The sequence below is a fragment of the Streptomyces pilosus genome, from assembly GCF_014649835.1.
GTDB lineage: Bacteria > Actinomycetota > Actinomycetes > Streptomycetales > Streptomycetaceae > Streptomyces > Streptomyces pilosus.
In genome coordinates this window covers 1-26,623 of record NZ_BMTU01000001.1, presented here as the reverse complement: position 1 = coordinate 26,623, position 26,623 = coordinate 1, and the positions used below count along the sequence as shown (strand labels likewise).

Below are 26,623 nucleotides of genomic sequence, written 5' to 3'. Positions count from 1 at the left end.
CTCGGTGGTCCACGGCCGGTCGGGTGACGGCCGCATGCGAATGCCTACGAGGTTATACGCCCTGGCTGACTGAGCTCATATTGAAATCGGGGATGCGCAGCGCCGGCATCGCGGCCCGGGTGAACCAGTCGCTCCACTCCCTGGGCAGCGTCTTCTCCGTACGGCCCGCCTCCGCCGCCCGGCCCAGCAGGTTCACCGGCGACTCGTTGAACCGGAAGTTGTTGACCTCGCCGGTGACCTCGCCGTTCTCGACGAGGTACACCCCGTCCCGGGTCAGGCCCGTGAGCAGCAGCGTCGCCGGATCGACCTCACGGATGTACCACAGGCAGGTCAGCAGCAGCCCGCGCCCGGTGGCCGCGACCATCTCCTCCAGGGAGCGGTCCTCGCCCCCGTCCAGGATCAGGTTGTCGATCGCGGGCGCGGCCGGCAGTCCGGTGAGACCCGCGCCGTGCCTGCTGGTCGTCAGCCGGTTCAGCTCGCCCTGCCGCACCCACTCCGTCGGCGCCAGCGGCAGCCCGTTGTCGAACACCGACTGGTCGCCGCCCGAGGAGTGCGCGATCACGAACGGCGCCGACTCGAGACCGGGCTCGTTCGGGTCGCTGCGCAGGGTCAGCGGCAGCTCGGTCAGCCGCTCACCGACCCGGGTGCCGCCGCCCGGCTTGGAGAACACCGTGCGCCCCTCGGCCGCGTCCCGCCCCGAGGCCGACCACAGCTGGTAGATCAGCAGGTCGGCCACCGCGGACGGCGGCAGCAGCGTCTCGTACCGGCCCGCGGGCAGTTCCAGCCGCCGCTCGGCCCAGCCCAGCCGCACCGCGAGCTCGGCGTCGAGCGCCGTCGGGTCGACGTCCTTGAAGTCCCGCGTGGAACGCCCCGCCCACGCCGACCGCGTACGGTCCGGCGACTTGGCGTTCACCTCCAGCGTGCCGTTGGGCTGGTCGTGCCGCAGCCGCAGCCCGGCCGAGGTGCCCACGTAACTGGAGACCAGCTCGTGGTTGGCGAAGCCGTACAGCTCCCGGCCGCCGGCCCGCGCACGGGCGAACGCCTCGCCCAGCGCCGGGGCGAAGTCGGCGAACACGGCGGAAGAGGTCTCCGCGGGCGCGTCGGTGAAGTCGGGGGAGGGGGCCACTCCCGTGACCAGCGGCTGCGCGTCCTCGGCCGGACCGGCGCCCCGCGCGGCGGCCTCGGCGGCCCGCACCAGGGGCTCCAGCTCGTCGACGGTGACCGCCGACCGGGACACCACCCCGGAGGCCGTGCCCTGCGCGCCGTCGACCGCGGCGATCACGGTGAGGGTGCGCCCGCGCGTCACACCGTTCGTGGTGAGCGCGTTGCCCGCCCAGCGCAGATTGGCGGTCGACTCCTCGTCGGCGATCACGACACAGCCGTCGGCCCGGGACAGTTCGAGCGCGCGTTCGACGATCTCGTGCGGCTTGTTGGTTCGCGCGCTCATCGTCCGGCCTCCTGCGTCGTGTTCAGAATGTTGACTCCCTTGAACAGGGCGGACGGGCAGCCGTGCGACACCGCCGCGACCTGCCCCGGCTGGGCCTTGCCGCAGTTGAAGGCACCGCCCAGGACGTACGTCTGCGGGCCGCCGACCGCGGCCATGGAGCCCCAGAAGTCCGTCGTCGTGGCCTGGTAGGCGACGTCCCGCAGCTGTCCCGCCAGCCGCCCGTTCTCGATCCGGTAGAAGCGCTGCCCGGTGAACTGGAAGTTGTACCGCTGCATGTCGATCGACCACGACCGGTCACCGACCACGTAGATGCCCCGGTCGACGCCCCCGATCAGGTCCTCCGTCGACATCCCCGCGGGATCCGGCCGCAGCGACACGTTGGCCATGCGCTGCACCGGCACATGGCCGGGCGAGTCGGCGAACGCGCACCCGTTGGACCGCTCGAAGCCGGTCAGCCTCGCGATCCGCCGGTCCAGCTGGTAGCCGACCAGCGTGCCGTCCTTCACCAGGTCCCAGGACTGCGCCTCGACCCCCTCGTCGTCGTAGCCGACGGTCGCCAGCCCGTGCTCGGCGGTGCGGTCACCGGTGACGTTCATCAGCTCGGAGCCGTACCTCAGCCGGCCCAGCTGGTCGAAGGTGGCGAACGAGGTGCCCGCGTAGGCCGCCTCGTAGCCGAGCGCGCGGTCCAGCTCGGTGGCGTGGCCGATGGACTCGTGGATCGTCAGCCACAGGTTGGAGGGGTCCACCACCAGGTCGTACAGCCCCGCCTCGACGCTCGGCGCCCGCATCTTCTCGGCGAGCAGTTCCGGGATCCGCGCCAGCTCGTCGTCCCAGTCCCAGCCGGTGCCCGTCAGGTACTCCCAGCCGCGGCCGGCGGGCGGCGCGATGGTGCGCATGGAGTCGAACTCGCCGCTGGAGTCGTCGACGGACACGGCCGTGAGGACCGGGTGCAGCCGCACCCGCTGCTGCGTCGTCACGGTCCCGGCGGTGTCCGCGTAGAACTTGTTCTCGTGCACGGTCAGCAGCGAGGCGTCGACGTGGTCCACCCCGCTCGCCGCCAGCAGCCGCCCGCTCCACTCGGCCAGCAGCCCGGACTTCTCCGCGTCGGGCACCGTGAACGGGTCGATCTCGTACGAGGACACCCACGTCTTCTCGGAGTGCACCGGCTCGTCGGCCAGCTGCACCCTCTCGTCCGACCCGGCCGCCCGGATCACCTGAGCGGACAGTTTCGCCATCGCCACGGCCTGCGAGGCGACCTTCGCGGCGGCGTCCAGGGTCAGGTCCACCCCGGACGCGAACCCCCACGTCCCGCCGTGCACCACGCGCACCGCGTACCCGAGGTCGGTGGTGTCGGACGACCCGGCGGGCTTGGCGTCCCTCAGCCGCCAGGAGGCGCTGCGCACCCGCTCCAGGCGGAAGTCCGCGTGCTCCGCCCCCAGCGCCCGCGCGCGGGCCAGCGCGGCGTCGGCGAGGGGGCGCAACGGCAGGGCGGTGAAGGCTTCGTCAATGCTATGAGGCACCTACGTCTCTTCCTGTCGGCTTTCGGTGTTCCGTCGTGTTCGGTGTACCGCCCCGTCGGTTTCCGGTCCTCCGCGTCCGGCCCTGCGCTCCGGCCTTCCGCCCGGGCCTCCGGCATCCGGACCGGGGTTTCCGGCTCCGCGAGACGGTCGCTGCGCATCATGTCGCGTCGGCCGGTGCCGGACCACATGTTTCCTTCGGCAGCCCGGTGGTTTCTGTAGGGATCCGACAGAGCCGTCCGTCGGCCACTGTCGGTGCCCCGATGTCCCGGGGCGGACCGGGACCGATAGGTTTTCGGGTAGGCCGCCCGTCATCGCCGCCCGTCGTCCGGGCGTGGGGGCGGGTATGGAACCGCTATCGAAAGGGTGATCCGTTGAGCCGCTCGGTTCTCGTCACCGGAGGCAACCGGGGCATCGGCCTCGCCATCGCCCGCGCGTTCGCCGACGCCGGCGACAAGGTCGCCATCACGTACCGCTCGGGCGAGCCGCCGGCCGCCCTGACGGACCTCGGTTGTCTGGCCGTCAAGTGCGACATCACCGACACCGAGCAGGTGGAGCAGGCCTACAAGGAGATCGAGGAGGCCCACGGCCCCGTCGAGGTCCTGGTCGCCAACGCCGGCATCACCAAGGACCAGCTGCTGATGCGGATGTCCGAGGAGGACTTCACCTCGGTCGTCGAGACCAACCTCACCGGCACCTTCCGGGTCGTCAAGCGGGCCAACCGCGGCATGCTGCGCGCCAAGAAGGGCCGCGTCGTGCTGATCTCCTCCGTGGTCGGACTGCTCGGCTCCGCGGGGCAGGCGAACTACGCCGCCTCCAAGGCGGGCCTGGTCGGCTTCGCCCGTTCCCTCGCCCGTGAGCTGGGTTCGCGGAACATCACCTTCAACGTCGTCGCCCCCGGATTCGTCGACACCGACATGACCCGGGAGCTCTCCGAGGAGCAGCAGACGAAGATCCTGGCGCAGGTGCCGCTCGCCCGGTACGCGCAGCCCGAGGAGATCGCCGCGGCGGTGCGGTTCCTCGCCTCGGACGACGCCTCGTACATCACTGGAGCCGTCATTCCCGTTGACGGCGGACTGGGAATGGGTCACTGAAACACCATGAGCGGAATTCTCGAGGGCAAGCGCGTCCTGATCACCGGTGTGCTGACGGAGGCGTCGATCGCCTTCCACACCGCCAAGCTGGCCCAGGAGCAGGGCGCCGAGGTCATCCTGACCGCGTTCCCGCGGCCCACCCTGACCGAGCGCATCGCCAAGAAGCTGCCGAAGCCGGCCAGGGTGATCGAGCTCGACGTCACCAACGAGGAGCACCTGGGACGGCTGGCCGACGTGGTCGGTGAGGAGCTCGGCGGACTGGACGGCGTCGTCCACTCCATCGGCTTCGCGCCGCAGGACGCACTCGGCGGCAACTTCCTCAACACGCCGTTCGAGTCGGTCGCCACGGCCATGCACGTCTCGGCCTTCTCCCTGAAGTCGCTGACCATGGCCTGCCTGCCGCTCATGCAGAACGGCGGCTCGGTCGTGGGTCTCACCTTCGACGCGCAGTTCGCCTGGCCGCAGTACGACTGGATGGGCCCGGCCAAGGCCGCCCTGGAGGCCACCAGCCGCTACATGGCGCGCGACCTGGGCAAGCAGAACGTCCGCTGCAACCTGATCTCCGCGGGCCCGCTGGGCTCCATGGCCGCCAAGTCCATCCCGGGCTTCAGCGAGCTGGCCTCCGTGTGGGACACCCGTGCGCCGCTGGAGTGGGACCTGAAGGACCCGGAGCCGGCCGGCCGCGGTGTCGTCGCCCTGCTGAGCGACTGGTTCCCGAAGACCACCGGCGAGATCGTCCACGTGGACGGCGGTCTGCACGCCATCGGCGCCTGACCCGCACGCCGCACCAGGGCCCGCGTCCCCTCAGGGGCGCGGGCCCTTCGGCATGGGCGCGCAGCCGCCCCGGGAGGGCGGGCAGTCGGGCGGTCAGTCCCCGGCGGGCGGAGCGATCCGCCCCGGACGGCACACGAACGGGTAGGCGGCGGCCTCCGCGGCCGCCGTCGCCGCGTCACCCGCGCGGATCGCCTCCACCAGCCGCCCGTGGTCCATGTGCGCCCCGGGGGACATGTCCCCGCCCATGTCGCCGCGCAGCCAGTCCCGCAGCACCTCGCTCAGATCCGCGTACAGGGCGGTCATCACGTCGTTGTGCGAGGCGGCCACGACCGCCAGGTGGAAGGTGGCGTCCGCCGCCACGAACGCCTCCGCGTCCCCCGACTCCCAGGCCTCCTCCCGGCGCAGCAGCAGGGTGTCGATCTGCCGGAGGTCCTTCTCGGTGCGCCGTTCGGCGGCCAGCCGCGCGGCGGAGGACTCCAGGGTGGAACGCAGTTCGCCGATGTGCCGGGGGTCGGCGTCGGCGAAACGGCGGTGCATCACGCCGGCCAGCTCGCTCGTGGCCACCACGTACGTGCCCGAACCCTGGCGGATGTCCAGCAGCCCGTTGTGCGCGAGCGCGCGGACGGCCTCGCGGACGGTGTTGCGGGCCACCCCCAGCTGCTCGACCAGCTCCGGCTCGGTGGGGATGCGGGTGCCGACCGGCCACTCGCCCGAGGTGATCTGCGCCCGCAGCGCGGCGATGACCTGCTCGGACAGCGCCGAACGGCGCGGATGACTCAAAGGCATGACACACCTTCGCACGCCCGGGGCGCCGTACGGCGCCCTTTCCACCATGGACAACCAATCATCCCATGATTCTATGATGGGCTTCATGGCTCGCGAGGAAACCGGGACACTCACGTCCACGACCGCACGTACGCCGGGCGCGTCCGCAGCCCGCAGGCCCTCTGAGGGCGCAACGGGACACGTCTGGCGGACGCGGCTGCTCGTCGCCGGCATCGTGCTGGCCGCGGTCAACCTGCGCCCCGCCATCACCAGCCTCGGCGCGCTGCTGGAGGAGGTCCGCGAGGGCCTCGGCATGAGCGGCACCGTGGCCGGACTGCTCACCTCCGTGCCCCCGCTCTGCTTCGCCGTCTTCGGCGTCACCGCGCCCCGCCTGGCCCGCCGCTTCGGCGCCGGAGCGGTGGTCTGCGCGGGCATGGCCGCCATCGGCACCGGCCTGCTGATCCGTCCGTACGTGGGCGGCACGGCGGCCTTCCTGGCCACCACCGCCCTCGCGCTGATGGGCATCGCCGTCAGCAACGTCCTGATGCCGGTCATCGTCAAGCGCTGGTTCCCCGACCGGGTCGGGTCCATGACCGGCCTGTACTCCATGGCCCTGGCCCTGGGGACCGCCACGGCGGCGGCGGTGACCGTGCCGGTGACCGACGCCCTGGGCGGGAACTGGCGGTCCGGCCTCGCCGTGTGGGCGGGTCTGGCGGTCGCCGCCGTGCTGCCTTGGCTCGCCTTCGCCCGGGAACGGGGCACGGCGCCGGCCGGGCACGCACCGGCACGGGACGGGGAGGGGCCTTCGCGCGAGCGGCGGGCCCCCGCCGAGGCGCCCGCCCTGCGCATCACCCGCAGCCGTACCGCGTGGGCGCTGGCGGTCTTCTTCGGCCTCCAGGCGACCGCCGCCTACATCACGATGGGCTGGATGGCGCAGATCTACCGGGACGCGGGTGTCCCCGCGGGAACGGCGGGCCTGCTCCTCGCGGTCACCATGGTCATGGGCGTGCCGCTGGCCTTCGTCATACCGCGTCTGGCCGCCCGGCTCCCCCACCAGGGGCCGATCGTGCTCGTGCTCGGGGCGAGCGGCCTCGCCGGGTACGCGGGCCTGTACTTCGCCCCGGCCGCCGGCGCCTGGGTCTGGGCCGTGCTGCTGGGCATCGCCAACTGCGCCTTTCCGCTGGCGCTCACCATGGTCGGCATGCGGGCCAGGACCAGCGGGGGAGTGGCCCAGCTGTCCGCGTTCGCGCAGAGCACCGGCTATCTGATCTCCATCCCCGGCCCGCTCCTGGTGGGCGTGCTCTACCAGCACAGCGGAGGCTGGGGGCTGCCGCTCGCCCTGATGGCCGGCCTGATGATCCCGCAGACGGTCGTCGGCGTCCTGGCCGGCCGCAACCGCACCGTGGAGGACGAGGCAACACCCGCGTGACCCACCCCCCAGGGGCGCGGGGAACTGCGCAAGGGGGGTCTGGGGGCGGCGGCGAGGCCCGGCCGCGCCCCCAGGGACGGGACGGGAAGGGCCGGCGGGGGAGAAAAGAGAGCACCACCGCCGGCCCGGCCTCAGCCCCGGCCCCCGCCGACCCACACCACCCGTCCCGGCCACACCGCCGCACGGAATCCGCCACGCCCCCCGAAGCAGATCCCGGGCGGCCGAGGTGCGAGACTGACCCACATGCCAGTCCTCGACCCGAATCCCCAGAACGGCCAGCGCAAGCTGCTGCTCGTCTTCGCCACGTTCTTCGCCATCTTCATCGTCATCGGCGTGATCGCGACCATCCTCGCGCCGTGACGGCCGCCCGCACCCCCGGCATCCCGTGTGCCCCCTGCGCCCCGCCCGAGGGCGCCGGCGACGGCCATGGTGGTGCTGGCACCCCCATCCCCTAGGGGGTCAGGCTCAGGGTCAAGTGGGTGGATCACCGGATGGGTTGAGGCGCGCACGATCCGTACCTTCGAGATGTGGCCGCGACGGCGGGCCACGGACACCCGAGGAGCGGAGGCCCCCATGTCGGCGCACACGCACACCCGGCCCCACCCGGCCCCCCGGGGCGGCGCCGACATCCGGCTGCCCTGGTGGGCCCTGGCCCTCCCCGCCCTCGCCTTCGTGGCACTGCTGACGCTGATCCTCAACCCCTCCGATGCCCACGCGGCCGCCGGTGACCCCACGATCGCCCGCCTCGTCGAGCGGGCGCAGCAGCTCATAGCCCGCTGAACACCTCCGAAGGCGCCGGTCAACTCCCTGCGCCCCGTGGCCTGTTTCGTGCGAAGCTGGGCTACATGAGCGTCGCAGAACCCCGCAGGATTGTCCTTTTCCGGCATGCGAAAGCCGACTGGCCCCCGGTGTCCGACCACGAGCGCCCCCTCGCCGAGCGGGGCCGCACGGATGCGGCAGTCGCCGGACGCAAGCTGGCCGACACCGGCATCGCCTTCGACCTGGCCCTGTGCTCGACCTCGGTCCGCACCCGCGAAACCTGGAAACTCGCGGTCCACGAGTTCCCGCAGCGGCCGAAAACCGTCTACGAGGAGCGGATCTACGAGGCCTCGCCCGGCGAGCTGATCGCCCTGCTCAACGAGACGCCCGACGACGCGCAGAACGTCCTCCTGATCGGCCATAACCCGGGCATCCAGGGACTCGCCGACATCCTGGCGGGCGAGTCCGAGGGAGACACCCGCGCGCGGATGAGCCGCCTCGGCTACCCTGCCGCCGCCTTCGCCGTCGTGTCCTTCACGGGCTCCTGGAAGTCCCTCGAACCGGGCGTCGGCACCCTGGCCGACTACTGGGCGCCGACCGAGTGACACCCGGCACGACAGGGCCCGGCGTCCGCCGGTGCCGGGCCCCTGCCCCGCACCTCAGTCCAGCTCGAGCGTGTCCGCGGCCTCGACCTCTTCCCGCGTGACGCCCAGCAGATAGAGCACCGTGTCCAGGAAGGGCACGTTCACCGCCGTGTGCGCCGCCTCGCGCACCACCGGCTTGGCGTTGAAGGCGACACCGAGCCCCGCCGCGTTCAGCATGTCCAGGTCGTTCGCCCCGTCACCGATCGCCACCGTCTGCGACAGCGGCACCCCCGCCTCCGCGGCGAAGCGGCGCAGCAGCCGCGCCTTGCCCGCCCGGTCCACGATCTCACCGGTCACCCGGCCGGTCAGCTTCCCGTCGACGATCTCCAGCGTGTTGGCCTGGGCGAAGTCCAGCCCCAGCCGCTCCTGCAGATCATCGGTGACCTGCGTGAACCCGCCGGACACCACGCCCACTTGATAGCCCAGACGCTTCAGCGTACGGATCAGGGTGCGGGCGCCCGGCGTCAGCCGCACCTCGCTGCGCACCTTGTCCACCACGGAGGCGTCCAGCCCCTCCAGCAGCGCCACGCGCGCGTGCAGTGACTGCTCGAAGTCCAGTTCCCCGCGCATCGCGGCCGCCGTCACCTCGGCGACCTCGTCCTCGCAGCCGGCGTGCGCGGCGAAGAGCTCGATCACCTCGTCCTGGATCAGCGTGGAGTCCACGTCCATGACGACGAGGCGCTGCGCCCGCCGGTACAGTCCCGCCCCGACCACCGCGACGTCGACGCCGAGCCGGGCGGCGTCGGTCACCAGCGCGGTGCGCAGGGGCTCCGTCTCCACGCCGGACACCGCGAACTCCACCGCCGTGACCGGGTACTTGGCCAGCCGGAAGATGCGGTCGATGTTGCCGCCGGCCTTCGTGATCCGTGCGGTGATCGCCGCCGTCGCCTCCGAGGTGAGGGGGTGGCCCAGCACCGTGACCAGGGACCGGCCGAGCCCGCGCGGACGGTTGTCACCCCTGCCGGAGATGATCTCCGCCTGCATCTTCATCGACTCCGCCCAGCTGTGGACGGTGGCCCGCAGATCGCCTTCCAGGCCTTCGGGCGGCGCGCTCACGAGGGCGCAGAGCACGATGCGGCCACGGGTGACGACCTGCTCGATGTCGACCACGTCGACCGAGTAGGCGGCGAGAGTGTCGAAGAGGCCGGCTGTGATGCCCGGCCTGTCCTTGCCGAAGATCTTGACCAGGAGGGTGGGGACGTCAGAGGTCTGCGATGCGCTCATGGTGCCTCCCACCGTATCCGGCACCCAGCGCCCCCCGCCTCCGAGGTCCGCCACCCGGACAGGCCCGCGGCTCGGCTCACCGCCCGCCGTCCGGATCACGCGGCGCGGGTGGGGGCGGTGGCGGTGGCGGCGGCACCCCGTCCGGCCACAGCGGCGTCCGCTCCCCGCCACTTCCGTCTCCCGCACCCCGACGGCCTCGCCGCGACTCCCGTCCGACGGGCCCGACGGCTCGGATCACGGTGGGCGCACCCGAGACATCGACGTCACCGCCACCAGCAGGCGGCCGCACCGGTGGCCGCAGCGCCCCGGGCGGCACCCGCAGGTACGGATTGGTTCCCGGGTCCGGCGGCCGGAACGGAACCCCCGGCGCGTACGGCCCCGCCCGCCCCGCCGCTCCCCGCCCCCCGGCATCCCTGTCCACCCCCGCGTCACCCCGTGCCGTCGCCGTCGCCCCGCTCGCCCGCGCCCCCGCCGCCCCGCTCGCCCGGGCCAGCAGCGCACCCACCGCCCCCGCGCCCGCGCCCCACACCGCCCCCAGCAGCAGGGCCGTGCCGAGCCGCCCGCGCAGCTCGATGCCCGCGTCGACGACGTCGAAGCCCAGCACGGACAGGGAGGCGTCCGCGGACACCCTCGTGAGCAGGGCCAGCAGCGGCAGCGTCACCGCCGTGGTGACCCCCAGACGCAGCGCGCACCGCCCCGCGAAACCCGCCGCCCCCACCGGCTCCGCCGCCACCGGCGTCCGCACCGCCGTCAGCACCCCGGCCAGCAGCATCATCAGCGCGGCGGCCACCCCGAGCAGCCACACCCGCCCGTCGAGCTCGGCCAGCCGCCCCAGCGTGACGGGCCGGTCCGGGCCCGCCCGCAGCAGGTCGTCCACGGGATGGGGCAGGACCCCGAGGAGGGGACCGCTCGCCCGGCCGTCCCACGGCACGAACAGACCGATCGGTATCCCGAGCCACACCCCGTTCGGCGCCGCCAGCAACGCCGCGCCCGCGATCCGCCGCGGATGGCCGTCACCGATCGCCGCGTACCCCGCCGCGGCGAACCCCGCCGCCACCGCCACCAGCAGCACCGTGACGACGGCGGACACCGCCGGCCGCGCCACCCGGTGCACGGCGTCCCAGCCGCGCGGCAGCGGCGTACGGCGGGAGGCCAGCAGCGCCACCAGCAGTACCCCGGCCGACCAGCCCAGACCACCCAGCAGCGTCGGCACCGTGTCGACGGTGAACCCGACCGCCGCGGAGGCGTCGACGAGATCACCGGCCCGGTCCGGCAGCAGCCCCCCGACGTCCCCCAGCCCCGGGATCTCAACCTCGCCCCCGCCCATGCCCGGCAGGTCGTCCAGCCCCAGCGAGCCCCCGTCGAGGGTGACGACGCCGTGACCGGCCCAGACCAGACCGCCCGTCATCGCCACGAACAGCGTCACCACCGCACCGGCGCGGGCGAGGAGTTCGGCGGGGGAGACGACAACTCCCGCCGCCCGCAGGGAGCGCAGGAAGAAGAACGACAGCAGCAGCGCCCCCACGAGGCTCACGCCCAGTGGCGTGAAGTCGACGGCCGTGCCGGCTTGCGCGCCCGACAGCCCGTAGGCGGACACGTCACCGGAGGGCGTGACCGCACCTCCCGCCCCCAGCGCCACCACGGCCGCGGTCATCGGCCCCAGCGAACCGGCCGCGTCGGCGTCCAGCAGACGCAGCCCGAGCGCCGCCGCCCCCGCCATCCCGATCAACGCCCAGCTCACCGCGGCGACCGCGGACACCAGCACGTCGACCCACGGCACACGCGGATTCGGGCCCGCGGCGCCGACGCCCGTGGCAGCACTCATGGCAGACCCCCCGATCCGCGGCGCGGCGCATGCGCCGCGCATGTCCCCCTCGCGTGGTTTACCACTTTCCGGGCCGATTTCAACCCCGTCGGCGCAAGCCCGTGGATGCGTTGGTGCGCGCTCGTGACAAGCCCGGCTTTCGGTCACCGGGACGAGCCTGAAATAGTTCCCCCCGATGTTCGACATCCCTAGACTCCCTGCGATGGGGGAAAATCGGGGGACAACTCAGTGGGGCATGGAGTGCCGGAACTCGTACTGGAATCAAACGGACGGACCTGGACGCTCGATCCGTCCAGGGCCTACACCCTCGGACGTGATCCGCAGGGGGACGTCGTGCTCGACGACGCCAGGGTCTCCTGGCGTCACGCCACGATCAGCTTCAACGGGCGCAGTTGGGTCATCGAGGACCACGGCAGCACCAACGGCACGTTCGTGCAGGGACAGCGGATCCACCACCTGGAGTTCGGCTCCGACACGGTGCTGAACCTGGGCAACGCGACCGACGGGCCGCGCGTGACCCTCACCGGCGCCGGGTCCGCCGCGCCGCAGGCCGAGCCGCAGCAGCCGTTCGCCGCCCAGGGCGCGAACGCCGGCTGGGCCCAGCAGACGCCGCAGCAGCAGACCCCGCACCAGCAGCAGGCCCCGCACCAGCAGCAGCCGCCGGCCCAGCCGTCCGGCTGGCAGCAGCCGCAGCAGCAGGCGGCACCGCAGCAGGCCGCGCCGCACATCCCGCAGCAGCAGGGCCCCGGTGGTGGCGCGGGGGCGCCGCCGGTCTACGGCGACCGCAGCCCCACCACGTTCCACCAGTTCTCCCTCGGGCGCGTGATGCGCATCGGCCGTGCGCTGGAGAACGACCTGGTCGTCTCCGACCTCCAGGTCTCCCGCAACCACGCCGAGTTCCACTCGACGCCCGACGGCCGCATGGAGATCCGCGACCTCGGCTCGCACAACGGCACCTACGTCAACGGTCTGCCGATCGCCAAGGGCGGCTCGCAGCTGCTCGGCCCCGCCGACATCGTGGGCGTCGGTCACTCGACGTTCCGCATCGTCGGCGACCGGCTCGAGGAGTTCGTCGACACCGGTGAGGTGTCCTTCTCCGCCCGCCACCTGACGGTCACGGTCGACGGCGGCAAGCAGATCCTCAAGGACGTCTCCTTCGGGGTGCCGGAGAAGTCGCTGATCGCGGTCATCGGCCCGTCCGGCTCCGGCAAGTCCACCCTGCTCAAGGCGCTGACCGGCTACCGGCCCGCCGACCGCGGCGAAGTCCTCTACGACAACCGCAACCTCTACAAGCAGTTCGCCGAGCTGCGCCAGCGCATCGGTCTGGTCCCGCAGGACGACATCCTGCACAAGGAGCTGACCGTCAAGAAGGCCCTGAAGTACGCGGCCAAGCTCCGCTTCCCCGCCGACACCACGGCCGCCGAGCGCGACGCCCGCATCGACGAGGTGCTGCGCGAGCTCAAGCTGGACATCCACAAGGACAAGAAGGTCACCTCCCTGTCCGGCGGCCAGCGCAAGCGCGTCTCCGTGGCGCTGGAGCTGCTCACCAAGCCGTCGCTGATCTTCCTGGACGAGCCGACCTCCGGTCTCGACCCGGGCATGGACCGCGACGTCATGCAGCTGCTGCGGGGCCTCGCCGACGACGGCCGCACCGTCCTGGTCGTGACCCACTCGGTGGCCGAGCTGGCGATCTGCGACAAGCTGCTGGTGATGGCGCCGGGCGGTTCCGTCGCCTACTTCGGCCCGCCCGAGGAGGCGCTGAACTTCTTCGGCTACGACACCTGGGCCGACGTCTTCTCCGCCTTCGAGAACTACCGCGACTACGACTGGGCGGGCCGCTGGAAGGGCTCGCAGCACTACCAGATGTACGCGGCGGACATCGACGCGGTGGCGCCGCAGTCCGTACAGGTCCCGGCGATGCAGGCGATGAAGCCGCCCAAGCCGCAGGGCTGGATGTCGCAGTTCGTCACCCTGGTGCGCCGCTACGTCTCGGTGATCGTCTCCGACAAGGGCTTCCTGGCCCTGATGGTGATCCTCCCGGCCGTCCTTGGCGCGGTCAGCCTGCTCATCGACGCGGACAAGGGCCTGCTGCCCAACCCGCCGAACCCGCAGAGCGGCCGGATCATCCCGAACGGCACGGCGACCACGGTCCTGCTGATACTCGCGGTGGGCGCCTGTTTCGCGGGCGCCGCGAACTCCGTGCGTGAACTGATCAAGGAACGGGTCATCTACGAGCGGGAGCGCGCCACCGGCCTGTCCCGCTCGGCGTACCTGATGTCGAAGGTGTTCGTGCTCGGCATGATCACCGTGCTGCAGGGCCTGCTCGTCGGTGTGATCGGCTTCTCCAGCCGGGAGATCCCGGAGGAGGGCCTGGTCTTCGGCGGTTTCACGCTGCTGGAGCTCTCCGTGCCGATCATGGCGCTCGGCTTCACCTCGATGATGTTCGGCCTGATCATCTCCTCGCTGGTGAAGACCGCCGAGAAGACCATGCCGCTGCTGGTGATGTTCGCGATCATCCAGGTCGTCTTCACCGGCTGCCTGTTCGCCCTGCACGGCTCGATCGGCGTCAACCAGTTCTCGTTCCTGATGCCGTCGCGCTGGGCGGTCGCCGCCGCGGGTGCCACGCTGGACTTCAACAAGATCAGCCCGCCGGAGACGGCCGGCGACACCGACCCGCTGTGGGAGCACACGGCCGGCGCCTGGGCGATGGACATGGGCGCGCTGATCGTCCTCGGCGTGATCTGCGGCTTCTTCGTGGCCCGCTTCCTGCGCCGCCACGAGCCCGAGGTCATGCGCAAGTAACCGCTCCGTACGGCCCCGAAGGGCGGCACCCCGTCAGGAGGGTGCCGCCCTTCGGCGTCCGTGTTCGCGTAGAGGTCCGCGCCGACCTCAGTACGCGCTGTCGACGTTGTCCATGGTGCCGTACTTGTCGGCCGCGTAGTTGCAGGCGGCGGTGATGTTGGCGACCGGGTCGTAGATGTTCTTCGAGGTCCCCGGGACGTGGTAGGCCTCGAACGTCGGCGGGATCACCTGCAGCAGGCCCTTGGAGGGGATGCCGTTCTGGGCGTTGATGTCCCAGAGGTTGATCGCCTTGGGGTTGCCGGAGGACTCCCGCATGATGTTGCGGTGGATGCCCTCGTAGGAGCCGGGGATGCCGTGCTTCTTCATGATGGACAGGGATTCGCGGATCCAGCCGTCCAGGGTGTTGCTGTAGGTCTGGGGAGCCGACTTCCAGACCTGGGCGCGCTCCGCGGAGCGGGAGGCGGCCTCCTTGGCCTGACGGGCCCGCTCGGCCTCGGCCTTCGCGGCAGCGGCGGCGGCCTTCTTCTGCGCGGCGGCCTCGGCCTTCCGTGCGGCGGCCTCGGCGGCGGCCTCCTTCTTCGCCGCGATCTGCTCGACCTTGAGGCTGGAGGAGGCGAGCCGGTCGGTGACGTCGGCCCTGACGTCCTGGATCGGCTCCGTGCTGTACGAGACCTTCGCCGCGGGGGCGGAGGCGGCCTCGCTCGAGGTGGTCGTGGACGCGTTGCTCGGAACGGCCGAGAACCCGATGGCGGCGGCACCGAGGGCGGCGACGCCCGCGACGGCCAGCTTGTGGTGACGGGTCAGCGCACGACTATGACCACGGGTGAGGATGTTCTTCGACATGCGGGACGGACCTCTTCGAATAGCGCGGAGGTCGCTCAACGTCCGGTGGGGACATGGTGCTTCCGGCACGAACGCCGCGGATCGGAACCCGCGGCGCTGAGCGACGCAGCCATTCTTAGCGGCCGCAAAATCGCCGGGCAAAGGTGTGACGTACGAAGCCGGGTAGTGGATCAGGGAGGGGCGAAACGGGGCAGAGGGGGCAGTACGCCCCGCTCAGGTGGAATGTATGTCTCTCCTATGCCGGTTCGTACGTGATGTGCGCCCTATGCCCGGCCTCACATCCGCTGCCCCCTTCTCTCACCCTGAGTTGCTGGAGCAATGCGCTGTGTGAGGTGGCCCCGGTCACCGCGGCAGGACCAGGTGCACATCCCCGAACTCGTGCCACAGGTAGCGCCCGCGCAGCGCCTCCCCGTACCCCCGGTCCACCGCCTCCCGCCCGGCGACCGCCTCCAGCATCAGCAGGTGCGAGGCGGCCGGTTCGTGCAGCCCGGTCAGCAGCCCGTCCACCACCCGCACCCCCCGCTCCGGGGTCACCACCAGATCGGTCCACCCCGCGCGGGCGCGCACCACCCCGTCCGCCCCGGCCGCCGACTCCACCGCCCGCACGGCCGTGGTCCCCACCCCGATCACCCGGCCGCCCCCCGCCCGCACCGCGCCGATCAGCCGCGCCGACGCCCCGGGGACCACGTACCGTTCCGGGTACGGCGGCTCGTGCGCCTCCGCCGACGCCACCCCCGTGTGCAGCGTCACCGGCGCGAACTGCACCCCCCGGCTCACCAGCTCCGCCACCAGCCGCGCGGTGAACGGACGTCCCGCGCTCGGCATCTCCGCACTCCCCGCCCCGTCGGCGGACGGCAGCGCGAACACCGTCTGGTACGCCGACAGCGGCTGGTCCCGCTCCGTGTACGCGTACCGGATCGCCCGCCCGCGCTCCCGCAGCACCCCGAGCACGTCCCGCGACACCCGCGCCCACCGCAGCCGCTCACCCCGCGCGCTCAGCGGCTCCTCCAGCACCAGCCGCGCACCCCCGGCCAGCCGTACCTCACTACCCGCGGGCGCGCCCGCGGGCACGCGCGCACGCGTGGTGCCGTGCCCGTCGGGCTCCCGCAGCTCCACCGCCCAGCGGCCGTCGTCACCCCGGGTGGAGAAGTGCACCACCACGTCCGCGTGCCCGAGCCGCCCGTCGACGGCCGCCGCCAGCGTCGGCGAGGTGTTCACCACCAGCAGGTCACCGGCCCGCAGCAGCCGCGGCAGCGCCACGAAGGCGTGGTGCGACACCCGCGTCCCCCGCGACACCAGCAGCCGCACCGAGTCCCGGTCCAGCCCCGGCCCCCGCTGCTCCACCGGCACCCGCGCCGACAGCTCCTCCGGCACCTCCACGACCACCGTCACCGCCGCTCCTCCAGCAGTGCCGGGGCGCCGTAGCGACCGCTGGCCGGCCGCTCGTCCAGCAGCCGCAGGAAGGCGGGCACCACGCCGGCCGGCTCGGGCCGCGGCGCGTCGTCGTCCGGCACGGCCGCCGCGTACAGCTCCGTCGCCATGTCACCGGGATCGACCGCCCACACTCGCAGCCCCGGCTCCTCCACCGCCAGCACCGCCGCCAGCTGGTCCAGGGCCGCCTTGGACGCCCCGTACCCGCCCCAGGCCGGATACGCCTCGGCGGCGGCGTCCGAGCTCACCACGAGCACCGCGCCCGCGGGCGCCGCCCGCAGCAGCGGCAGGGCCTCCTGCACCAGCCCCAGCGCCGCCACCAGGTTCACCTCCAGCGCCCGCCGCAACCCCTCCAGCGGCAGTTCCTCCAGTGGCACCAGCGGCTCGGCGCCCAGGGCGCTGGCGTTGTGCACCAGCAGGTCCACCCCGCCCAGCCGCCACGCGGCCGCCACCAGCTCCGCACGGTGCCCCGCGTCCGTGACGTCCCCCGGCAGCGCGGTCACCCGCGTGCCGTGCGCCGACACCAGCCCCGCCGTCTCCGCCAGCGGCACCGGCCCCCGCGCGTCCAGCACCAGATCCCAGCCGCGCTCCGCCAGCGCCCGCGCGAGCGCCGCCCCGAGTCCCTTCGAAGCGCCCGTGATGATCGCAACCGGCATGGCAACCGTCCCCTCGTCGTCGGCAACGCCCGATCGGCGTGCCCTCAACGTAGGGACCGGCCGGCCGCCGTCGCCTCGGCCCCGGGACGCAGGAACGCGGGTCCGTTCGCCCTACGCCGCCGTCCCCGGGCCCGCGGCCCTACGCCACCGGCCGTCCGGCCGGGGCCGCGGACCTAGGACCATCGCCCCGCCGACCGGCCGCCGCCCGTCCGATCCGCGCCGTCACCACCCACCGGTACGGTGAGGAACATGAGCCACGGCCCCCGGTCCGGCCTCGCCGCGGTGAGCGCCGCGTTGCTGGCCATGAGCAGGCACCTCGAGGTGCGCGACGTCCTCAAGACGATCGTCGCCTCGGCCCGCGAACTCCTCGACGCCCAGTACGCCGCCCTCGGCGTGCCCGACGACCACGGCGGCTTCGCCCAGTTCGTGGTCGACGGCGTCGGCGACGAACAGTGGAAGGCCATCGGCCCCCTCCCGCGCCAGCACGGCATCCTCGCCGCGATGATCGACGAGGCGACCCCGCAGCGCCTCGCCGACGTGCGCCGCGACCCCCGCTTCGGAGGCTGGCCCAGCGCCCACCCCGACCTCGTCGACTTCCTGGGCCTGCCCATCCGCGACGGCGACGAGGTCATCGGCGCCCTGTTCCTCGCCAACAAGAACTGCCCCAAGCCCGACGGCACCTGCGGCTTCACCGAGGACGACGAGGAACTGCTCGGCATCCTCGCCCAGCACGCGGCGATCGCCCTCACCAACGCCCGGCTCTACGAACGCAGCCGCGAGCTGACCATCGCCGAGGAACGCTCCCGGCTCGCCCACGAGCTCCACGACGCCGTCAGCCAGAAGCTCTTCTCCCTGCGGCTCACCGCCCAGGCCGCCGCCCGCCTCGTCGACCGCGACCCCTCGCGCGCCAAGGGCGAACTCCAGCAGGTGGCCGGCCTCGCCGCCGAGGCCGCCGAGGAACTGCGCGCGGCGGTCGTCGAACTGCGCCCCGCCGCCCTCGACGAGGACGGCCTGGTCGCCACGCTCCGCACCCAGGTCCAGGTCCTCGACCGCGCCCACAGCGCGCGCGTCACCTTCACCGGCCACGGGGTGCGCGCCCTGCCCGCGGCCCAGGAGGAGGCGGTGCTGCGCGTCGCCCAGGAGGCACTGCACAACGCTCTGCGGCACTCCGGCGGCGAGCACGTCGACGTCGTCCTGGAACGCAGGGGCGGCGGGGCGGTCCTGCGGGTCAGCGACGACGGCCGCGGTTTCGAGACGCGGGTCGTGCGCCGTGCGGGCCGCCACCTGGGCCTGGTCTCCATGCGCGACCGGGCGAGCGGGGTCGGCGGCCGGCTGACCGTGGAATCGGCGCCCGGCAAGGGCACCACGATCGAGATGGAGGTCCCCGGTGGCTGACGCAATCAAGGTGCTGCTGGTCGACGATCACCAGGTGGTGCGCCGGGGCCTGCGCACGTTCCTGGAGGTGCAGGACGACATCGAGGTCGTCGGTGAGGCCGCAGATGGCGCGGAGGGGGTCGCCCTCGCGGGGGAGCTGGGGCCCGACGTCATCCTCATGGACGTCAAGATGCCGGGCATGGACGGCGTGGACGCCCTGCGCAGGCTCCGCGAACTCGGGCATCCGGCGCGCGTGCTGATCGTCACCAGCTTCACCGAGCAGCGCACCGTGGTCCCCGCCCTGCGCGCGGGCGCCGCCGGTTACGTGTACAAGGACGTCGACCCCGACGCGCTCGCCGGCGCCATCCGCTCGGTGCACGCCGGGCACGTCCTGCTCCAGGCGGAGGTGGCCGGCGCGCTGCTGTCCCAGGAGGAGACCGGCTCGGGCCCGGGACGCGCGGGTTCCCTCACGGAGCGGGAGCGGGAGGTGCTCGGTCTCATAGCGGACGGGCGCGCCAACCGGGAGATCGCCCGCGCCCTGGTCCTCTCGGAGAAGACCGTGAAGACCCATGTGTCGAACATCCTGATGAAGCTCGACCTGGCGGACCGCACCCAGGCCGCCCTGTGGGCCGTCCGCCACGGCCTCAGCGGCTGACCCCGGACGTCTCCGGACCGACGGAAGGTTCCCCTCCGGTCCGAGATTCATACCGTAGTGGGAATGTCCCCCGGACGGCCGTATCCGGGGGCGGCGCCGGCCGTTGTCCAGTGCACGCCGCGGCGCCTGCCGCGGCCATCGCTAGGAGGGCTCGGAAAGTGAAGAACCTGAAGAAGGCAGCGGCCGTGACGATGGTGGCCGGTGGCCTGCTCGCCGCCGGCACGGGAATGGCCTCTGCCACCGACGGCAGCCACGCCGACGGCAGCGCCGTGGGCTCCCCGGGCGTCGTCTCCGGCAACGTCATCCAGGTCCCGGTCGACGTCCCGGTCAACGTCTCCGGCAACAGCGTCAACGTCATCGGCCTCCTGAACCCGGCCTTCGGCAACACCGCCGTCAACCACTGACGCCACCCACCCCCGGCCCCGGCCCCCGCCCCACAGAGGCGCCGGGGCTGCCCCATGCCCACCCGCCCCTCCCCGCTCTCCGCGGGCAGTCGTGCCGCTGGGGCGATGGGGGAGGGTGGGCGCGACGGCACCCCGCCCGCGCCGGGCTGCGCAACGCCCCCCGGCCCGCACCCACGCCGCAGCCACACGCCGGTCCCGCGCTCGTACGCCCCCGCTCGTACACCCCCTGCTCCTACACCCCCCGCCCCCGCTCCTCCACAACGGAGTTGTACGCCGCGACCCGCGCCCGCCGAGCCGTCCGCTCCACCGGCCGCAACGCCCCGGCCCGCCCCGCCATCTCCGACGCACTCACCGCACCCCCGTGCCCACTGCCCCCCGCCAGCGACACCAGCGCCCCCACCCGCTCCGCCAGCTCCAGCACCCGCACCGCCCGCGGCGGATACCCCGGCGCCAGCACGTCCCGCCCCCGCGAGGCCATCGCCCGCGCCCGGTACGCGTCGACCGCCGCCTCCGCCACCGGCCCCGACCCGGCCACGTCCAGCCGCGTCAGCGCCTCCGTCGCCTCCCGCAACGCCTCCGCCAGCTCCCGCTCCGCCTCCCCGAGCGACGGCACGTCCGCGGGCGGCGCCTCCCGCACCGGCAGACAGTGCCAGACCACCTCCACCCGCACGTCACCCGAGGGCCCGGCCTCGTGCACCTCCGGCACCAGCCCCAGCGCTGCCCCGACGCAGACCACCGCCTCCTCCGCCTCCAGCGCACGCGCGTTGAACTCCGCCGGCCCGCTCAGCCCCAGCGGATGCCCCGGCACCGGCAGAGCCACCCGCAGCCCCTGCACCCCGAGCGCCCGCAGCCGCCCCAGTGCCAGCGTGAGCCCCACCGGCGCGGCCTCGCCCGGCAACCCCACCACCCGGTGCACCGCGTCCTCCCCGACCACCGCGAGTACGGCGTCGTCCGGCGAGACAAGTCCGGCAAGCAGGGCGTTTCCCCAGGCGGCCAGACGTCCAGAGCGTGGTTCGGAAAGCATGCGTACACCCTAGACAGAGCCCAAGAGCCGGACCGGAGGAATGTCCGGGTCGGCCGGTGGCGTAGATTTCATGATGGGCTGCGCCCACGGGTGCGGCGGACCGACCCACCAGGCGTACGCGACAGCCGAGACCGGCCACACTGCAAGGGGAGACAACGCGCTCATGAGCGATGTTCTGGAGCTTCAGGACGTATCCGTGGTCCGTGAGGACCGGGCTCTGGTGGACCAGGTCTCCTGGTCGGTCAAGGAGGGCGAGCGCTGGGTCATCCTCGGCCCCAACGGCGCCGGCAAGACCACCCTCCTCAACCTCGCCTCCAGCTACCTCTACCCCAGCACGGGCACCGCCACCATCCTCGGCGAGACCCTCGGCAGGCCCGGCACCGACGTCTTCGAACTGCGCCCCCGCATCGGCATGGCCGGCATCGCCATGGCCGACAAGCTCCCCAAGAAGCAGACCGTCCTGCAGACCGTGCTCACCGCCGCCTACGGCATGACCGCCGGCTGGCAGGAGGAGTACGAGGACATCGACGAGCAGCGCGCCCGCGCCTTCCTCGACCGCCTCGGCATGTCCGACTACCTGGACCGCAAGTTCGGCACCCTCTCCGAAGGCGAGCGCAAGCGCACCCTCATCGCGCGCGCCCTGATGACCGACCCGGAGCTGCTTCTCCTCGACGAGCCCGCCGCCGGCCTCGACCTCGGTGGCCGCGAGGACCTCGTACGCCGCCTCGGCCGGCTCGCCCGCGACCCGATCGCCCCCTCCATGATCATGGTCACGCACCACGTGGAGGAGATCGCCCCCGGCTTCACCCACGTCCTGATGATCCGTCAGGGCAAGGTCCTCGCCGCCGGCCCGCTGGAGCTCGAACTCACCTCCCGCAACCTCTCCCTCTGCTTCGGCCTCCCGCTCGTCGTCGAACAGGTCGGCGACCGCTGGACCGCCCAGGGCCTCCCGATGGCCTGAACCGCGCACCCGGACCACAAGACCCGCGACCGCACGGCCCGTTGAAACTGATCGGCGCCCTGTCGGCGACCGGGTGCCCGGTCCTACCATGGCCGGGTGGACATCGACGCATGGCTGTGGTGGCTGATCGGCGCGACGGCGCTCGGCATCGGACTCGTGATCACCGCGATGCCCGAACTCGGCATGCTCGCGGTGGGCGCCGTCACCGCGGCACTGGTCTCCGGCGTCCTCGGCGGGGGCGCCGTCGCCCAGGTCGTGGTCTTCGCCGTCGTCTCGACGGCGCTCATCGCCGTCGTACGCCCCGTCGCCAGGAGACACCGCACCCAACGGCCCGAACACCTGACGGGCGTGGACGCCCTGAAGGGGAAACAGGCCGTCGTACTGGAACGCGTCGACGGATCCGGCGGCCGGATCAAGCTCGCCGGCGAGGTCTGGTCGGCACGCGCCCTCGACGCCGGCCGCGCCTACGACGCGGGCCAGGAAGTGGACGTCGTCGACATCGAGGGAGCCACGGCGATCGTCATGTGACCCCTCGCGACACAACTGCGGCGAACAATCCCCCAGTTGCACCGATGGTCTGACAGACTCGACCAGCAAGATCTTCGACAGCGAGATCTTTTAGGCACAACAGCTGCCCTAGGCGCCGAGGTCAAGAAGGGTTCGGGGAACCGACGATGGAACCGATCATCATCGTCCTGATCATCCTGGTGGTGTTGGTCTTCATCGCCCTGATCAAGACGATCCAAGTCATCCCACAGGCCAGCGCCGCCATCGTCGAGCGCTTCGGCCGCTACACGCGGACACTCAACGCGGGCCTGAACATCGTCGTCCCGTTCATCGACACCATCCGCAACCGCATCGACCTGCGCGAACAGGTCGTGCCGTTCCCGCCGCAGCCGGTCATCACGCAGGACAACCTGGTCGTCAACATCGACACCGTCATCTACTACCAGGTGACCGACGCCCGGGCCGCCACCTACGAGGTCGCCAGCTACATCCAGGCCATCGAGCAGCTCACCGTCACCACGCTGCGCAACATCATCGGCGGCATGGACCTGGAGCGGACCCTCACCTCCCGCGAGGAGATCAACGCGGCCCTGCGCGGCGTCCTCGACGAGGCCACCGGCAAGTGGGGCATCCGCGTCAACCGCGTCGAGCTCAAGGCCATCGAGCCGCCCACCTCCATCCAGGACTCGATGGAGAAGCAGATGCGCGCCGACCGTGACAAGCGCGCCGCCATCCTCCAGGCCGAGGGTGTCCGCCAGTCAGAGATCCTGCGCGCCGAGGGCGAGAAGCAGTCCCAGATTTTGCGCGCCGAGGGCGAGGCCAAGGCAGCCGCCCTCCGCGCCGAGGGCGAGGCCCAGGCCGTCCGTACGGTCTTCGAGGCCATCCACGCCGGCGACCCGGACCAGAAGCTGCTCTCCTACCAGTACCTCCAGATGCTCCCGAAGATCGCCGAGGGCGACGCCAACAAGCTCTGGATCGTCCCCAGCGAGATCGGCGACGCCCTCAAGGGCCTCTCCGGCGCGATGGGCAACTTCGGCGGCATGGGCGGCAACAGCGCCCCCACCCCCAACGTCCCCGCCCAGGAACGCCGCGAGAAGCCCTCCATCGACTAGGGAGACGCCTCAGGGGCGCGGGGAGCCGCACGACAAGCCACGACACACCCGCGGCCGGGCAGCGCGACCCACGCCCCTACGGCGATACCGTTCACGCCGCGTCCAGCGCCAGCCACTCCGGCAGCGCCTCGAACTCCTCGGCGCCCAGCGCCAGCAGCATCGCATCGGCCGGTGTCGGCTCGAACGGCTCCCGCAGCAACGGCATACCGGCCTGCTCGGGCGTCCGGTTCGCCTTCCGGTGATTGTCCTCCGCACACGACGCCACCGTGTTCAGCCACGTGTCCTGCCCACCGCGCGACCTCGGCACCACGTGGTCCACGGTCGTCGCCCGCCTGCCGCAGTACGCGCACCGGTGCCGGTCCCGTACCAACACACCCCGCCGCGACCACGGCGCTTGTCTTCGGAACGGCACCCTCACGTACTGGCAGAGCCGGATCACCCGGGGCGCCGGTATGTTGACCGCGGCTCCCCGCATGCGCAGTTCGGGGTGGGCCTGCTCGACGACGGCCTTGTCCTGAAGCACCAGAACGACGGCTCGGTTCAACGTCACCGTCGACAACGGCTCGAAGCTCGCGTTCAGCACCAGCGTGTCCCGCATACCAGCCCACCTCCCGTGTGCACCGGCCCACCCCTCGGCGGGCTGGGATCAACTCTGGCCGGGCACGCCGGGATGGACAACGCAATATCCGCTGCTCCCGCGGGAGGCGACCCCCCGCGACTCCCACCGACAAAAATGCCCGCCCCTGATCAATTCCAAGACCAGGGGCGGGCAAACGTTCCATGAACGCCCGGAGCGGCGCGGAAGGGTCAGGACTCCGCGGGCACCTCGTACTCACCGATCAGATGGGCGCGCGCGAGGGTGTGGAACCGCAGGTTAAAACCCACGGCGGCCGGAGAGGCGTCCGAGTCCGGCCCCAGCTTCTCCTGGTCCACGGCGTACACCGTGAACACGTACCGGTGCGGCCCGTCCCCGGGCGGCGGCGCGGCACCACCGAACTCCTTGCTGCCGTAGTCGTTGCGCACCTGCACGGCGCCCTCCGGCAGCCCTTCGAACGAACCACTGCCCGCACCCGCCGGCAATGCGGTCACCGAGGCCGGGATGTCGAACACCACCCAGTGCCAGAACCCGCTGCCCGTCGGGGCGTCCGGGTCGAAGCAGGTCACGGCGAAGCTCCGGGCCTCCGGAGGGAAGCCCTCCCAGCGCAGGTGCGGTGAGGTGTTGCCGGCCGCGTGGACCTGAGCGTCCTTGAGCGCCGCGCCTTCCGTCACGTCGTCACTGGTCACCGTGAACGACGGCACCGGCGGATGGAAGTCGTGGGGGAGCGGCCGCCGCTTGAGCTCGGTCACCTCGGTACCTCCTGATCTTGTGCGTTCGGTCGGAACCGAGCCTAGAACCAGTTGCGCCTGCTGCCGACCTCCGACAGCCACTGGTTGAGGTATGCCGCCCAGTCGGTGCCCTGGTAGTCGTTCAGCCCGACCTTGAAGGAGCGGAAGGTGTCACTGCCCTCGCTGAACAGACCCGGCTTCTTGTCCATCTCCAGGACGACGTCCATGGCCTGCTCGTCGGCCACGAAGCTCAGCTCTACCTGGTGCAGGCCCCGGTACTGCTGGGGCGGGAAGAACTCGATCTCCTGGTAGAACGGCAGCTTCTGCCGGGTGCCGCGGATGTGGCCGCGCTCCATGTCCGCGCTCTTGAAGCGGAAGCCCAGCTGGATGAACGCGTCCAGGATCGCCTTCTGGGCCGGCAGCGGGTGCACGTTGACCGGGTCGAGGTCACCGGAGTCCACGGCCCGCGCGATCGCCAGCTCCGTGGTCACCCCGATGTTCATTCCGCGCAGCGGCTGGCCGTCGATCATCGTGATCGGCGTCTCCCACGGGATCTCCAGGCCGAACTGCACCGCGTGCACCGCGCCCGCCTGGAGCTCGAAAGCCCCGCCCAGCTGCGACTTCGTGAACTCGATGTCCTGCTTGTACTCCTGGTCGCCGCTCTCCACCTCGACCTTGGCCTGCAGTCCGACCGAAAGCCCCTCGATCTGCTGGTTCACGGATCCGCCCTGGATCCGCACCTCACCCTGGACGACCCCGCCCGGGACGACGTTGACCTCGTGCAGCACCGTCTCGACCGAGGCCCCGCCGGCTCCCAGACTCGCCAGCAGCTTCTTGAACGCCATGTCTCTCCCTCTGTCGTCCTGCCATCGCTTGTGTGCAAGGACCGCTGATCCCTAACAACGCGATCCGGCCGTGGCCGGTTCCGTCGGTCCTCACCCTGGCAAGAGCGGCGCCCGGAGAACACCCTGCGGCAGCTGCCGTCTCCAGTACCCTCGGACGGCATGATCGCGACCCCCGACCGTACGCCCCTGCACAGGAACTTCTTCGACCGCCCCGTCCTCGAGGTCGCCCCCGACCTCCTCGGCCGGATCCTGGTCCGCAGCACCCCGGACGGTCCGATCGCCCTCCGCCTCACCGAGGTGGAGGCCTATGACGGACAGAACGACCCCGGTTCCCACGCCTACCGCGGACGCACGGCCCGCAACGAAGTGATGTTCGGTGCGCCCGGCCACGTGTACGTCTACTTCACCTACGGCATGTGGTTCTGCATGAACCTGGTCTGTGGCCCCGAGGGCAGAGCGAGCGCGGTGCTCCTGCGGGCCGGGGAGATCGTGGAGGGCGCCGAGCTGGCCCGCACCCGTCGCCTCTCGGCCCGCAACGACAAGGAACTGGCCAAAGGCCCCGCCCGGCTCGCCACGGCCCTCGGTGTCGACCGCGCCCTCAACGGCACGGACGCCTGCGCCACCGGCGACACCCCGCTCCGTATCCTCACCGGTACCCCCACCTCCTCCGACCAGGTGCGCAACGGCCCGCGCACCGGGGTCTCCGGGGAGGGTGCCGTGCACCCGTGGCGGTACTGGGTCGACAGCGACCCGACCGTGAGCCCGTACCGGGCCCATGTGCCGCGGCGCCGGCGAAGTTGACTCGTCCGTGGAAGATGCGTAATGTGGCCCGAGCCGCTTGACCCGGGTACGGCGTTCGCCTGCAGCCGGAAGCGGCCAACCCACTACCTACGATCACCCCTCGGCGGGGTCGAATTCGTCATGTCCGCATGTCTGAATTCGCTCACCGCGGAGCCCGATTATGAATCGGGCGGAGGAATCGGTTAACGTAGTGAATGTCGAAAGGCCGACAGGCGAAAGCCGCAGGCCCGACGGCAAAACCCACCGACTGGGAATCGGGCCCGAAAGGATCTGATAGAGTCGGAACCGCCGGAAAGGGAAACGCGAGAGCGAAAACCTGGAAAGCACCGAGGAAATCGGATCAGAAAGATCTGATAGAGTCGGAAACGCAAGACCGAAGGGAAGCGCCCGGAGGAAAGCCCGAG

General features: G+C 72.0%; 26 protein-coding genes. 14 read left to right on the top strand and 12 right to left on the bottom strand.

The annotated features are described in order from the left end of the window. Positions 1-52: 52 nt before the first annotated feature. Both IE118_RS00125 and IE118_RS00120 read right to left on the bottom strand, forming a co-directional pair. Positions 53-1,447, bottom strand: a complete 1,395-nt coding sequence (locus tag IE118_RS00125; protein WP_189555114.1) for a metallopeptidase TldD-related protein — start codon at positions 1,445-1,447, stop codon at positions 53-55. Next, on the bottom strand, positions 1,444-2,967 hold the full coding sequence (locus tag IE118_RS00120; RefSeq protein WP_189555113.1) for a TldD/PmbA family protein: 1,524 nt from the start codon (positions 2,965-2,967) through the stop codon (positions 1,444-1,446). Before IE118_RS00120 ends, IE118_RS00125 begins: the two co-directional genes overlap by 4 nt. 371 nt (positions 2,968-3,338) lie before the next feature. Between IE118_RS00120 and fabG the strand changes: the two genes are divergently transcribed. Further along, positions 3,339-4,058 (top strand): 3-oxoacyl-[acyl-carrier-protein] reductase, encoded by a 720-nt coding sequence (fabG, locus tag IE118_RS00115; protein WP_189555112.1) that lies wholly within the window; start codon positions 3,339-3,341, stop codon positions 4,056-4,058. A 6-nt stretch (positions 4,059-4,064) separates the two neighbouring features. Further along, positions 4,065-4,832 (top strand): enoyl-ACP reductase FabI, encoded by a 768-nt coding sequence (gene fabI / locus IE118_RS00110; protein ID WP_189555111.1) that lies wholly within the window; start codon positions 4,065-4,067, stop codon positions 4,830-4,832. 93 nt (positions 4,833-4,925) lie between these two features. Here fabI and IE118_RS00105 read toward each other — a convergent pair whose 3' ends face one another. Next, positions 4,926-5,618 carry a FadR/GntR family transcriptional regulator gene (locus IE118_RS00105; RefSeq protein ID WP_189555110.1) on the bottom strand — a complete coding sequence of 231 codons (693 nt, stop codon included), beginning with the start codon at positions 5,616-5,618 and terminating at the stop codon, positions 4,926-4,928. A 76-nt stretch (positions 5,619-5,694) separates the two neighbouring features. Here IE118_RS00105 and IE118_RS00100 point away from each other — a divergent pair, with 76 nt between their 5' ends. From IE118_RS00100 to IE118_RS00090, 4 genes are all read left to right on the top strand, one after another. Then, positions 5,695-7,026, top strand: coding sequence for a CynX/NimT family MFS transporter (locus IE118_RS00100; protein ID WP_229846625.1), 1,332 nt, complete (start codon positions 5,695-5,697; stop codon positions 7,024-7,026). 243 nt (positions 7,027-7,269) lie between these two features. Next, positions 7,270-7,386: an SGM_5486 family transporter-associated protein gene (locus IE118_RS34400; protein WP_267483346.1), complete on the top strand. Its 117-nt coding sequence runs from the start codon at positions 7,270-7,272 to the stop codon at positions 7,384-7,386. Positions 7,387-7,599: 213 nt separating this feature from the next. Beyond that, the gene (locus IE118_RS00095; protein WP_189555108.1) at positions 7,600-7,806 is read left to right on the top strand and encodes a DUF1643 domain-containing protein; all 207 of its coding nucleotides are present in this window, start codon (positions 7,600-7,602) and stop codon (positions 7,804-7,806) included. Positions 7,807-7,871: 65 nt separating this feature from the next. Next, positions 7,872-8,390 carry a SixA phosphatase family protein gene (locus IE118_RS00090; protein WP_189555107.1) on the top strand — a complete coding sequence of 173 codons (519 nt, stop codon included), beginning with the start codon at positions 7,872-7,874 and terminating at the stop codon, positions 8,388-8,390. 54 nt (positions 8,391-8,444) lie between these two features. Here the strand turns inward: IE118_RS00090 and serB are convergent, their stop codons facing one another. After that, on the bottom strand, positions 8,445-9,653 hold the full coding sequence (serB, locus tag IE118_RS00085) for a phosphoserine phosphatase SerB (protein ID WP_189555106.1): 1,209 nt from the start codon (positions 9,651-9,653) through the stop codon (positions 8,445-8,447). A 76-nt stretch (positions 9,654-9,729) separates the two neighbouring features. Next, complete coding sequence (locus IE118_RS00080) at positions 9,730-11,478, bottom strand: streptophobe family protein (RefSeq protein WP_189555105.1); 1,749 nt, start codon at positions 11,476-11,478, stop codon at positions 9,730-9,732. Between the two features lie 240 nt (positions 11,479-11,718). Between IE118_RS00080 and IE118_RS00075 the strand changes: the two genes are divergently transcribed. Next, positions 11,719-14,280, top strand: a complete 2,562-nt coding sequence (locus IE118_RS00075; protein ID WP_189555104.1) for an ABC transporter ATP-binding protein/permease — start codon at positions 11,719-11,721, stop codon at positions 14,278-14,280. An 87-nt stretch (positions 14,281-14,367) separates the two neighbouring features. Here the strand turns inward: IE118_RS00075 and IE118_RS00070 are convergent, their stop codons facing one another. The 3 genes from IE118_RS00070 to IE118_RS00060 all read right to left on the bottom strand — a co-directional run bounded on the left by IE118_RS00070 (position 14,368) and on the right by IE118_RS00060 (position 17,210). Continuing rightward, positions 14,368-15,123, bottom strand: coding sequence for a transglycosylase SLT domain-containing protein (locus IE118_RS00070; protein ID WP_189555103.1), 756 nt, complete (start codon positions 15,121-15,123; stop codon positions 14,368-14,370). A gap of 342 nt (positions 15,124-15,465) precedes the next feature. After that, positions 15,466-16,515 carry an S-adenosylmethionine:tRNA ribosyltransferase-isomerase gene (locus IE118_RS00065; protein ID WP_189555102.1) on the bottom strand — a complete coding sequence of 350 codons (1,050 nt, stop codon included), beginning with the start codon at positions 16,513-16,515 and terminating at the stop codon, positions 15,466-15,468. After that, positions 16,512-17,210 (bottom strand): SDR family NAD(P)-dependent oxidoreductase, encoded by a 699-nt coding sequence (locus IE118_RS00060; RefSeq protein WP_189555101.1) that lies wholly within the window; start codon positions 17,208-17,210, stop codon positions 16,512-16,514. The genes IE118_RS00065 and IE118_RS00060 overlap by 4 nt, the downstream gene beginning before the upstream one ends. A 249-nt stretch (positions 17,211-17,459) precedes the next feature. Here IE118_RS00060 and IE118_RS00055 point away from each other — a divergent pair, with 249 nt between their 5' ends. From IE118_RS00055 to IE118_RS00045, 3 genes are all read left to right on the top strand, one after another. Further along, positions 17,460-18,605 (top strand): GAF domain-containing sensor histidine kinase, encoded by a 1,146-nt coding sequence (locus tag IE118_RS00055; protein ID WP_189555100.1) that lies wholly within the window; start codon positions 17,460-17,462, stop codon positions 18,603-18,605. Next, positions 18,598-19,239, top strand: coding sequence for a response regulator (locus IE118_RS00050; protein WP_189555099.1), 642 nt, complete (start codon positions 18,598-18,600; stop codon positions 19,237-19,239). Before IE118_RS00055 ends, IE118_RS00050 begins: the two co-directional genes overlap by 8 nt. Before the next feature lie 158 nt (positions 19,240-19,397). Then, positions 19,398-19,643, top strand: coding sequence for a chaplin (locus tag IE118_RS00045; RefSeq protein WP_189555098.1), 246 nt, complete (start codon positions 19,398-19,400; stop codon positions 19,641-19,643). A 232-nt stretch (positions 19,644-19,875) separates the two neighbouring features. Here IE118_RS00045 and IE118_RS00040 read toward each other — a convergent pair whose 3' ends face one another. Further along, positions 19,876-20,667, bottom strand: a complete 792-nt coding sequence (locus IE118_RS00040; RefSeq protein WP_189555097.1) for an Rv1486c family protein — start codon at positions 20,665-20,667, stop codon at positions 19,876-19,878. Between the two features lie 163 nt (positions 20,668-20,830). Here IE118_RS00040 and IE118_RS00035 point away from each other — a divergent pair, with 163 nt between their 5' ends. The 3 genes from IE118_RS00035 (at position 20,831) to IE118_RS00025 (ending at position 23,247) form a co-directional block, all read left to right on the top strand. After that, positions 20,831-21,628: an ABC transporter ATP-binding protein gene (locus tag IE118_RS00035; RefSeq protein ID WP_189555096.1), complete on the top strand. Its 798-nt coding sequence runs from the start codon at positions 20,831-20,833 to the stop codon at positions 21,626-21,628. A 96-nt stretch (positions 21,629-21,724) separates the two neighbouring features. Beyond that, the gene (locus IE118_RS00030) at positions 21,725-22,156 is read left to right on the top strand and encodes an NfeD family protein (protein WP_189555095.1); all 432 of its coding nucleotides are present in this window, start codon (positions 21,725-21,727) and stop codon (positions 22,154-22,156) included. Positions 22,157-22,302: 146 nt separating this feature from the next. Beyond that, positions 22,303-23,247 carry an SPFH domain-containing protein gene (locus IE118_RS00025; RefSeq protein ID WP_189555094.1) on the top strand — a complete coding sequence of 315 codons (945 nt, stop codon included), beginning with the start codon at positions 22,303-22,305 and terminating at the stop codon, positions 23,245-23,247. A 91-nt stretch (positions 23,248-23,338) separates the two neighbouring features. On the opposite strand, the gene IE118_RS00020 is transcribed toward IE118_RS00025, so the two are convergent. The 3 genes from IE118_RS00020 to IE118_RS00010 form a co-directional block, all read right to left on the bottom strand. Next, positions 23,339-23,845: an HNH endonuclease gene (locus tag IE118_RS00020; protein WP_189555093.1), complete on the bottom strand. Its 507-nt coding sequence runs from the start codon at positions 23,843-23,845 to the stop codon at positions 23,339-23,341. A 209-nt stretch (positions 23,846-24,054) separates the two neighbouring features. Then, positions 24,055-24,594: a YbhB/YbcL family Raf kinase inhibitor-like protein gene (locus tag IE118_RS00015; RefSeq protein WP_189555092.1), complete on the bottom strand. Its 540-nt coding sequence runs from the start codon at positions 24,592-24,594 to the stop codon at positions 24,055-24,057. Positions 24,595-24,635: 41 nt separating this feature from the next. Then, on the bottom strand, positions 24,636-25,418 hold the full coding sequence (locus tag IE118_RS00010; protein WP_189555091.1) for a sporulation protein: 783 nt from the start codon (positions 25,416-25,418) through the stop codon (positions 24,636-24,638). A 159-nt stretch (positions 25,419-25,577) separates the two neighbouring features. Here IE118_RS00010 and IE118_RS00005 point away from each other — a divergent pair, with 159 nt between their 5' ends. After that, positions 25,578-26,219 (top strand): DNA-3-methyladenine glycosylase, encoded by a 642-nt coding sequence (locus IE118_RS00005; protein WP_189555090.1) that lies wholly within the window; start codon positions 25,578-25,580, stop codon positions 26,217-26,219. The last annotated feature ends 404 nt before the right edge of the window (positions 26,220-26,623 follow it).